Source organism: Phenylobacterium sp. (assembly GCF_004799395.1).
In the GTDB taxonomy this organism is placed as follows: Bacteria; Pseudomonadota; Alphaproteobacteria; order Caulobacterales; family Caulobacteraceae; genus Phenylobacterium.
Map to the genome: position 1 here is coordinate 1 of NZ_SSMZ01000064.1, position 9,220 is coordinate 9,220.

Consider the following 9,220-nt stretch of genomic DNA (forward strand, 5'->3'; position numbering starts at 1 on the left):
CTGGTCCGGGCCGGCGATCTGCAGGTCCAGCGGCGCAGGCGAGCCGAAATTCAGGATCTGGCTGATGATATCGGCCGGCGGGAACGAGAAGGTCGCGCCGGGAAATGCGCTGGGCAGCCGCTCGCGCAGGGTGCGCACATAGTCGGCCGTCGGGTGGTGCTTGGCGTTCAGGCTGACGAAGATGTCGCCGTCCTGATAGCCGATCATGCCGGTGTTGCTGTAGACCGTGTTCACCGCGCTGATCGGCATGCCGATGTTGTCGACGACCGAGGTCAATTCGTTCGGCGGAATGACCTGACGAACCTGCTGCTCGATGTCACCGAACATGGCCGAGGCGTCCTCGATCCGCGTTCCCACCGGCGGCCGCACATGCAGCGTGATCTGGCCGGAATCCACCGACGGGAAGAAGTTCGCGCCGAGGAATGGGGCGAGGCCGAAGGAGGCGATGACGACCGCCAGGAAGCTCACCACGAAGATCCGCCGGTGCGCCAGGGCCAGGGAGAGCAGGCCGCTGTAGGTCTCGCGCAGCCCGTCGAAGCCGGCGGCGAAGGCGTGCTGGAAACGAGCCAGGGGGTTGCGCGACGGCGCCGCGCCGTCCTGCGCGCCATGGCCGTGGGGCTTCAGCAGATACATCGCCAGGGTCGGCACCAGGGTCCGCGACAGCACAAACGAACCGATCATGGCGAAGACCACCGCCTCGGCCATCGGCACGAACAGGAACCCGGCGACGCCCTGCAGGGCGAACATCGGCACAAAGACGATGCAGATGCACAGCAGGCTGACGAACGCGGGGGTGACGATCTGGGCGGCGCCGTCGAGGATCGCTGTCTTGACGTCCTTGCCGTGCTCGAGGTGCCAGTTGATGTTCTCGATGGTCACCGTGGCGTCATCGACCAGGATGCCGACGGCCAGGGCCAGGCCGCCCAAGGTCATGATGTTCAGGGTCTGACCCGCCATCGACAATCCGATGAGCGCGCACAGGATCGCCAGCGGGATCGAGGTCGCGATGATCACGGTCGACCGCCAGCTGCCCAGGAACAGCAGGATCATCACGCTGGTGAGCCCCGCGGCGATCAGGCCCTCCCTCACCACGCCCGAAACCGCGGCTTTCACGAACACAGACTGGTCGTTCAGGGCGACGATGCGAAAGTCCGGCGGCATCAGCGCCTTCACCCGCGGCAAGGCGTCCTTGACCCCTTGCACCACCGACAGGGTCGAGGCCGAACCGGCCTTCAGTATGGTGGTCAACACGGCGCGCGAGCCGTCGACATGTACCACGCTTTGCTGCGGCGGCGCGCCGTCCAACACGTGGCCGACATCGCGGACCAGGATGGTCGCGCCGCCCACCGTCTTGATCGGCAGGTCGTTCAGTTCGTTGATCGTCTCGGGGGAGTCGTTCAGCTTCACCGTATATTGCAGGGAACCGATCTTGGCCGTTCCGGCGGGAATGATCTGGTCCTGGGCGGCGATCGCGGCGTCGACGTCCTGCGCCGACAGGCCTTTGGATTGCAGCGCCTGAGGATCGAGATCGATCTCCACCTCACGGACCTTGCCGCCGTAGGGATAGGGAATGGCCGCGCCCGGCACCGCGCTCAGGATCGGACGGATGGTGTTCATGGTCAGGTCCAGCACCTGCTGCTCGGACTGCCGCAGGCTGGACGTCGCCAATTGCAGGATCGGCACGGTCGAGGCGTTGTAGTTCAGGATCAGCGGCGGCGTCGCGCCCGGCGGCAGCTGCTTCAGGATCGACTGCGAGACGGAGGTGACCTGCGCGGTGGCCGTGCGCATGTCCGCGCCGGGCTGGAAGTAGATCTTCACCACGCCCATGCCAGCCAAGGACTGGCTTTCAATGTGCTCGATATTGCTGACCGTGAGCGGCAGGGTGCGCTCGTAGGGCGTGATGATCCGGCCGGCCATGTCGTCCGGGGCTAGGCCAGTGTACTGCCAGGCGACCCCGATCACCGGCACCCCGATGTTCGGAAAGATGTCGGTGGGGGTCTTCATCGCCGCCAGCGGACCGGCGATCAGGATGAAGAGCGCTAGGACGATGAAGGTGTAGGGTCGCTGCAGCGCGACGCGAACGATCCAGAGCATTTCAATCCATTTCCAGTACGGGGCGGCGAGACTCTTCCCGGCCAGATGGATCCATCTGAACCGGGAAGGAATGGTCTTATTTCAAGTGATTAGCGGGTTCGGCGGGTCAACCGGTTTTCCCTGACCGACGGGCCCCGGGCATCCCCTCGCGGGCTCAATGGCTCGAGGCGCGGCGCAGGGGCGGCGCCATGAATTCCGGGGAGACCGGCTCCTCGATGAAGCGCTTGAGGATGGCGTTGATCTGCGCCTTGGTGGCCTCATCGAGGCGCCAGCCGGAGACCTCGTCGACCGGGTCGAGTTGCGCCGGGCGGCGGGCCCCCCACAGGGCAATGGTCGGCCCCTGGTCGAGGATCCAGCGCACCGCCAGAGCCGGCAACGACTTGCCGAAACGTTCGCGGGCCAGGGTCCTCAACGCATCGGCCGCCGCCAGGTACTGTCGGAACCGCTCCCCCTGGAACTTCGGATCCTGGTTGCGCAGGTCATCGCCGGTGAATGCCGTCCGGGCGTTTATCCGGCCCGCCAGCAGGCCGCGGCATAGCGCGCCGTAGGCCAGCACCGTGAGGCCGGCGGCCTTGGCGTGCGGAAGCACGTCGGCCTCGATCTCGCGCTCGAAGAGGTTGTAGGGCGGCTGGATGGTGTCCAATGGCGTCACGGCGCTGAAGGCGTCCGTCTGGGCCGGGGAGAAGTTACTGACTCCGATCGCCCGGATCTTGCCCTCGCGGCGCAGCGCATCCAGCGCCTCCGCCGTCTGCGCGATGGGGGTCCCGGGGTCAGGCCAGTGCACCTGATAGAGATCGATCACGTCGGTGCGCAGCCGCCGCAGCGACGCCTCGATTTCCTGCCGGATGCGGGCGGGACTGGAGTCGCGGAACGGCTTGCCGTCCTTCCAGGACAGCCCGACCTTGGTGGCGATCTGCACCTTGTCCCGCAGGCCACCCTCTGAGAGCGCCTTGCCGACCACTTCCTCGGAGACGCCGAAACCATAGACCGGCGCCGTGTCGATCAGCGTCACCCCGCGCTCGACGGCCGAGCGAATGGTGGCGATTGACTGGGTCTCGTCGGCGCCGCCCCACATCCAGCCGCCGATCGCCCAGGTTCCCAGGCCGACACGGGAGGTCGTAACGCCCGAGGCGCCGATCATCATTCTTTCCATTTTCAGGTCCTTTCCGCGGCTGGGATCTTGGTCCGGCCAAACAGCGGCTGGCCCGCATCGGAAGCGGCCAAGCCGCCAATGGCGGACCAGTCGAGTTGGTCGCCGCCCTGAGCCATCAGGGTCAGGAACCGGTCGCGCAGGAGGCTGGCGAGCGGCATCGGCACGCTGAGGTCCTCGGCCGCGGCAAGCGTCAGCCGGATATCCTTCTGTCCAAGGGGCGCGGCGAAGCCGGCCGGCTCGAAGAGGCCTTCGGCGATCATGACGCCGTAGAGTCTGTAGGCCGGGACATCGAAGAGCGCCGACGTGAGCGTGTCGAGGAATTGCAAACGGTCGACGCCGGCCTTCCCGATCAGCGCCATCGCCTCCCCCAGCGACTCGATGACGGACGCCAACAGGAAATTGCCGCTGAGCTTCACGAGATTGGCGTGGGCGGGTGTGTCGGAGACGATGAACGTCGCCCGCCCGATTGCATCCAGGATTGGACCTGCGTCGTCGATCACCGCCGACGGGCCGGCCACGACGACGGCGAGACGGCCCTCGGCGGCGACCTCTGGGCGGCCGAACACCGGCGCCGAGATGAACCGGCTGCCGAGCTCGCGGTGCGCCAGCATCAGCCGTTCAGCGAGGGTGACGCTGATGGTGCTGCAGGAGATGTGGATCGCATCCGGAGCCAGCGTCTCGACCACACCGCCGTCGCCGAAGACCACTGCTTCAACGGCCTGATCGTTCGCCAGCATCGTCAAGACGACTTCGCCGCGGGACGCGTCCGCCACGGTGGCGACGACCCTGGCGCCCTGTGCGGCCAGCGCCGCGGCCTTCGCCGGCGAGCGATTGTAGACGGTGACGTCATGGCCCGCCTTCAGGAGATTGGCGGCCATGCCGGCGCCCATGCGCCCGAGCCCAATGAAACCAACCTTCATGACGACGCCTCGCGTTGCGAAGAGTTTCGATCGCGGTGGCCGGCGCCGCCTCAAGCAGCGCCCCTCGATCCTATAGGCAGGATTTGGGGAGCGATCCTGTCAGGCGACGGGGGGCGGTTCTTACATTTGTGTCAGCCGATCCGCTGGGGTGGCGGCCGCAGTGCGAGCGATATTGAGCGTCGGCGCCACGGCGACCGCCGTCCGGCAGGACATGCCGGACAGGGACCACAGGCTCAGCGAAATCCGCCGGCGCGTCGTCTGAGCCGCCTCTAGGGCTCCTCCGCCAGTCGGTAGCCGGCGCCGCGGACGGTATGCAGCAGCGGCTTGTCGAAGCCCGTCTCCAGCGCCTTGCGCAGTCGGCTGATATGGGTGTCGATGATGCTGGTGTGGGGGTCGAAGCGGTAGTCCCAGACGCGCTCCAGCAGCATGACCCTGGTGACCACCCGGTTCTGGTTGCGCAGCAGGAACTCGAGCAGCTTGAACTCGCGGGGCAGGAGTTCGATCGGGCGGCCCGCCCGCACCACCTTGCGGGTCAGGAGGTCCATGACCAGGTCACCGCAGCGGAGTTCGGTTTCCACCGTCTTCTCGGTCCGCCGGCGGATCAGGTTCTCAAGTCGTGCGTGGAGTTCGGAAAAGCCGAACGGCTTGGTGAGGTAGTCGTCGCCCCCGGCCCGCAGGCCTTTGACCCGTTCGTCGAGGTGACCCATGGCGGACAGGATGAGGATGGGCGTCGGCGCGCCGGCGGCGCGCAGGGCCTTGACCACCGACAAGCCGTCCAGACCGGGGATCATGCGATCCATGACGATCGCGTCGAACTCGGAGGAGGTCGCCATATAGAGCGCATCGCGACCGTCGCCGACCTGTTCGACCGTGAAGCCCTCTTCACGCAGCCCCTTGGCAATGTAGTCCGCGGTCGACACATCGTCCTCGACCACCAGCACTCGCCTGGACATGCCCAAGCTCCTTCGTGTCCGACTGCTGTTCAGTCCTCCAGGTCCGGCTTCAACTTCGACCCGGACCCTCGTCTTGGCGGCAAAGCAACTGACCGGACGATGCACGCCTCATCTTCCGCGCACCACGCCGCTTCCTTACAAACCTGTGGGCCGCGATGCACAACCTTGCTTGCATTCCTGTAAGGTCGGGGCGCAGCCCGCTGTGAGATGATCGGCCAAGGATCGCCGCGAGCAAGGGGCGATCCGCTCGTGCGGCTTCAGACCCGAGCGCTCGGCCACGCCACCGGAGCCGCACCATGACGTTCGCCTTCGCCGAGCCGGATACGCAACTCGCCTCGCGAGAAGCGAGCCATCGATTTCTCAATACCCTCGCCGCGTTGCACGGGCTGCTGCGCAACGACTTTGGCGGATTTGCAGATCCGGCGGTGCACGACGCCGTCGGTGTCTTTTCCAGCCGCATCCAGGCGTTCGCGACGATCCATCGAACCCTCGGCGAGGATCCCAGCCAGAGCCGGATCGACGCAGCCGCATACCTGGGACGACTTTGTGAGGAGCTGTGCGCCGCGCACCTGGCGCCGCAGGGGGTGCGGTGCGAGTTCAGGTCCGATTCCGCGAACTTGCCACGCGACGTGTGCCAGAACCTTGGCTTGATCGTCGTTGAACTGGTCACCAACGCCGCCAAGCACGCCTTCGAAGGACGCAGCGGGGGACGCGTCAGCATCTGTCTGCGCCGCGCCGGAGAAGGGTGGATCTGCCAGGTTGCGGATAACGGCGGCGGCCTGCGTGGCGACCGCGTCGGGGACGGGATGGAGCGCGTTCGCGGGCTGGCCCGGGCGATCGGCGGCGCCCTGCTGATCCATTCCGACGCCGGCGGGGTCATCGCCACGGTCCGCCTGACAGAGCCCGACGTCTGATCAGGCGCTGCCGCCGGGGGCCAGGGTCAACACCGCGCGCAGGCCGGGCCGGTTGTCCTCCAGCCGCAACTCGCCGCCGTGCAGCTTCGCCGCCGCCGCGACAATCGAGAGCCCGAGGCCTGACCCCGACCCGCCGCGCGCTTCGTCCAGCCGAACAAATCGATCCTTCACCCGCCCGCGGTCGGCCTCCGGGATGCCCGGGCCGTTGTCGGCGACGACGATTTCCGCAACGCCTGCGCCGTTCAGCACCTCGAGCTTCACGGTCGCGCCCGAGCCCGCGTGCCGCGCGGCGTTGAACAGCAGATTGCCGATCGCCTGGCGGAGCAATTGTTCATGCCCCTCGATGACCGGTGGGCCCTGCGTGACGACCTCCAGATGCTGGCCGGCGTCTTCCAGCACCGGGGCGAACAGGCTCGCGACGTCCAGCACAACTTCATCCAATTGCACCGGCTGCATCATCTCCCGGGACAGGCCGGACTCGGCGCGGGCGATGTCGATCAGGGCGGTGAAGACCGATGACACCCGTTCAAGCTCCAGGCTGACTTCCTCAAGTGCGGCGCGACAGTCTCCGTCGCTGATCGCCGGATCGAGGGCGCTATCGACGGCGCTGCGCATGCGGGTCAGCGGCGTGCGCAGGTCGTGGGCCAGGCTGTCGGTCACCGTTCTCATGCCGGTGAGCAGCTCCTCGATGCGGTTGAGCATCCTGTTCAGGGAGGCCCCGATACGGTCGAAGGCGTCTCCCCGCTCCGAGACCTCGGCCCGCGCCCCAAGGTCGCCCGCCGCGATCCGCTCAGCGACGCCGGCCACCGCCTCTGCCCGCCGGATCACCAGGGCGTTCAGGAGCAGTCCGACCCCAAGGCTCGCGACCACCACGACGGCGAGCGCAATCAAAAGGCCACCGGCGATCCGCGCCTCGAAATCGCGTTGTCCGGCCGCGTCGCGGCCGACGATCAACAGCGATCCGTCGGGCAGCCTTGCCGACGTAGCATAAAACATGATCAGGCCGGTCTCGCCGCGGGCGCGGACCTTGCTCCAGTCGGCGGTCGGCAGCGGCGTTGGCGCCGTCAGCAGGTCGCCGCTGATGCGCCGGCCGGCGGCGTCGAAGACCCCATAGTGCGCTTCCGGCGCGGCCAGCCTGGAGCGGCGCTCCATCCGCGAGGCCAACCCCCGCGGGCCTTCCCGGATGAAGGCGTCCAAAAGTATCTGGCGTTCCGCCAGGGCGTCATCGCGTTCGCGGTCCAGAAAGACGTGCTCGGCCTCGAGGTTGACCATGTAGAAGGCCAGGGCGACCGCCCCCACCACAATGGTCATCGCAAACGCGGTAAAGGCCAGCGGCCTAAGGCGCAGGGACGGCCTCATCCGGCGCGCGCCCTCAATTCGCGGCCTGGGTTCGATGACTCCATGTGCGCCCTCCTGTCGGCGCCTTTGTACGGCCCGGCTCCGCAGACCGCCCGACGGCGAGCTTACACCCTTGTAAGCCCTGGGCGAGGCCGCCGCCGCCTTGGCCGGAGAAGATGCGTCCCATGACCCGGGGGCGGGTTCGGGTTTGGAGACCGGCGTGGGCTGGAAGTCCTGGATTGTGGGCGCTTTGGCCCTTGTGCTGGTGGGCATGCTTTGCCTCGTGTCGCCGCGGTTGGGCGGACTTGCCCTGATCGTCCTCGCGCTGGCGGCGGTGGCGGTGTTCGCCTTCCGCCTACTCTGAGGCGGTCCTCCTCGATTGGTGGAACGCCGACGTACGGCTTCGACGACGTGTTGGCCGATCGCGCGAGGGGCCCTCGTCGGGATTCACACCGGTCGCAAGGGCGTGCAGCGATCGAGATTCCGCTTGGCGTCCTCCTGCCCAGCGTCCGGTCGCCCAAAGGCCTTCTTGATGATCAGGCGCTCGAGGTCTCCGGCCATTCGAGCCTGAATCCCGGTTTCGACCCGCAGCTTCTCTCGGATTCCGGAGACGATCGCATGCACCTCGGCTGAGCCTCTCCGATTATCGATGGCGATCAGCCGCAAGGCCTCTTCCAGAGCCGTGTCAATCGCGTGATGCGCCTGGGGGCCAGTCGCGGTCAGGCCAAACAACAAGGCGTTGCTGATTGCCAAGGCGCTGCTCAGGTCGATTTCGAGCGCTGCGAGACGCTCTTGCAGGTAGGTGTCGTTGGCGGGCTCAAGGACGTTCATGGATTGATCTCGCGGGCAAGGGAGGGGCCAAGGCACTGTGGGTGGACGGGTCGGCCGGGTGTTCATTCCCCAGGCCGCGATGTCGGCGATTTTGGCGAAGGATGCAGACCATCGCTGCGCCGCTTGGCCACCTCGCGGGCCGGGTCGGGCCGCTCAAGCCGGTCATGCGGCCGCCAGAACCAAGTCGGGAACGATGTGGTCCAGGCCGAGCAGGCTGATCATTCGCCCCTCGCTCGGCAGCAGGCCGCGCACGAAGGACCTGGCGGCGTCCGACGCCACATCGGGCGTGGGTTGGATCGCTTCGTCCGTCACCGTCAGGATGTCCGACACGGCGTCGACCAGCAGACCGATCACCCGACCGCCGATCTCCGCGACGATGATCACATGCTTGGCCGTCGGGTCCGCCGTGCTGAACCCGAGCCGGAAGGCCAGGTCGACGATCGGCAGGACGGCCCCGCGCAGGTTGATCACACCACAGACGAAGTTCGGCGAGCCTGGAAGCGCCGTTGCCGGCGTCCAGCCACGGATCTCCCGTACGGCCATGATATCGATGCAGAAGTCCTGGGCGGCCAGACGAAAGGATATCAACTCCCGCTGAGATCCATGATGGGCGGGCTGGCTCATCCTCAGAACTCCGACCATTCGTCGTCCGCCGCCGAGGCCCCGCCGACACTGGCCGCCACCTTGCGGGCCATCGCCCGCGCCGGTGATGGCGCGGCGCGGTCGCTCGCGTCCGCCGCCCGCGGCGCCGAGCGGCCCACCGCCTTGCCGGCGACGACCTTGAACCGCGAAATCAGCGCGGAGAGTTCACTAGTCTCGGTCTTCAGCGCGTGGGTGGCGGCCGTCTGCTCCTCGACCATCGCGGCGTTCTGCTGGACCACCTGGTCCATCTGATTGACGGCGGTGTTGACCTGCTGACGCTTTACCTCCTGATGGGTCCTCGCAGGGCCGGCAAGAGCGTCGCGATGAAGCGCGCGATCGCCGGCCTGCTGGGCGAGGGCGTGGACCCGCGGCGGA

General features: G+C 67.3%; 9 protein-coding genes and 1 pseudogene. 2 read left to right on the forward strand and 8 right to left on the reverse strand.

What is annotated here, in order from left to right; genetic code table 11:
• The 4 genes from E8A12_RS04325 to E8A12_RS04340 form a co-directional block, all read right to left on the reverse strand.
• Positions 1-2,094 (reverse strand): efflux RND transporter permease subunit (locus E8A12_RS04325; RefSeq protein WP_293366528.1); only part of this gene is annotated, 2,094 nt, incomplete at its 3' end.
• A gap of 154 nt (positions 2,095-2,248) precedes the next feature.
• Positions 2,249-3,247 carry an aldo/keto reductase gene (locus tag E8A12_RS04330; protein WP_293366529.1) on the reverse strand — a complete coding sequence of 333 codons (999 nt, stop codon included), beginning with the start codon at positions 3,245-3,247 and terminating at the stop codon, positions 2,249-2,251.
• Positions 3,248-3,249: 2 nt separating this feature from the next.
• Entirely contained in the window at positions 3,250-4,167 is a 918-nt protein-coding gene (locus E8A12_RS04335; RefSeq protein WP_293366530.1) for an NAD(P)-dependent oxidoreductase, read from the reverse strand.
• A 269-nt stretch (positions 4,168-4,436) separates the two neighbouring features.
• A complete protein-coding gene (locus E8A12_RS04340; protein WP_293366531.1) occupies positions 4,437-5,120 on the reverse strand; it encodes a response regulator transcription factor in 684 nt (227 codons plus the stop codon).
• A 296-nt stretch (positions 5,121-5,416) separates the two neighbouring features.
• On the opposite strand from E8A12_RS04340, the gene E8A12_RS04345 reads away from it, so the two are divergent.
• The gene (locus E8A12_RS04345) at positions 5,417-6,034 is read left to right on the forward strand and encodes a sensor histidine kinase (RefSeq protein WP_293366532.1); all 618 of its coding nucleotides are present in this window, start codon (positions 5,417-5,419) and stop codon (positions 6,032-6,034) included.
• Here E8A12_RS04345 and E8A12_RS04350 read toward each other — a convergent pair whose 3' ends face one another.
• Complete coding sequence (locus E8A12_RS04350; RefSeq protein ID WP_293366533.1) at positions 6,035-7,345, reverse strand: HAMP domain-containing sensor histidine kinase; 1,311 nt, start codon at positions 7,343-7,345, stop codon at positions 6,035-6,037.
• A gap of 247 nt (positions 7,346-7,592) precedes the next feature.
• On the opposite strand from E8A12_RS04350, the gene E8A12_RS04355 reads away from it, so the two are divergent.
• Positions 7,593-7,736, forward strand: a complete 144-nt coding sequence (locus E8A12_RS04355; RefSeq protein ID WP_293366534.1) for a hypothetical protein — start codon at positions 7,593-7,595, stop codon at positions 7,734-7,736.
• A gap of 83 nt (positions 7,737-7,819) precedes the next feature.
• On the opposite strand, the gene E8A12_RS04360 is transcribed toward E8A12_RS04355, so the two are convergent.
• The 3 genes and pseudogenes from E8A12_RS04360 to E8A12_RS04370 all read right to left on the reverse strand — a co-directional run.
• Positions 7,820-8,203: a hypothetical protein gene (locus tag E8A12_RS04360; protein ID WP_293366535.1), complete on the reverse strand. Its 384-nt coding sequence runs from the start codon at positions 8,201-8,203 to the stop codon at positions 7,820-7,822.
• 162 nt (positions 8,204-8,365) lie between these two features.
• The gene (locus tag E8A12_RS04365; protein WP_293366536.1) at positions 8,366-8,827 is read right to left on the reverse strand and encodes a chemotaxis protein CheW; all 462 of its coding nucleotides are present in this window, start codon (positions 8,825-8,827) and stop codon (positions 8,366-8,368) included.
• A 2-nt stretch (positions 8,828-8,829) separates the two neighbouring features.
• Positions 8,830-9,220: pseudogene (locus E8A12_RS04370) on the reverse strand (hypothetical protein); the annotation flags it as partial.

Bases quoted from the DNA above. Each gene is read 5' to 3' on its own strand.
- E8A12_RS04330 (WP_293366529.1), bottom strand. From the start codon at position 3,247: ATGGAAAGAATGATGATCGGCGCCTCGGGCGTTACGACCTCCCGTGTC.
- E8A12_RS04335 (WP_293366530.1), bottom strand. From the start codon at position 4,167: ATGAAGGTTGGTTTCATTGGGCTCGGGCGCATGGGCGCCGGCATGGCC.
- E8A12_RS04340 (WP_293366531.1), bottom strand. From the start codon at position 5,120: ATGTCCAGGCGAGTGCTGGTGGTCGAGGACGATGTGTCGACCGCGGAC.
- E8A12_RS04345 (WP_293366532.1), top strand. From the start codon at position 5,417: ATGACGTTCGCCTTCGCCGAGCCGGATACGCAACTCGCCTCGCGAGAA.
- E8A12_RS04350 (WP_293366533.1), bottom strand. From the start codon at position 7,345: ATGACCATTGTGGTGGGGGCGGTCGCCCTGGCCTTCTACATGGTCAAC.
- E8A12_RS04360 (WP_293366535.1), bottom strand. From the start codon at position 8,203: ATGAACGTCCTTGAGCCCGCCAACGACACCTACCTGCAAGAGCGTCTC.
- E8A12_RS04365 (WP_293366536.1), bottom strand. From the start codon at position 8,827: ATGAGCCAGCCCGCCCATCATGGATCTCAGCGGGAGTTGATATCCTTT.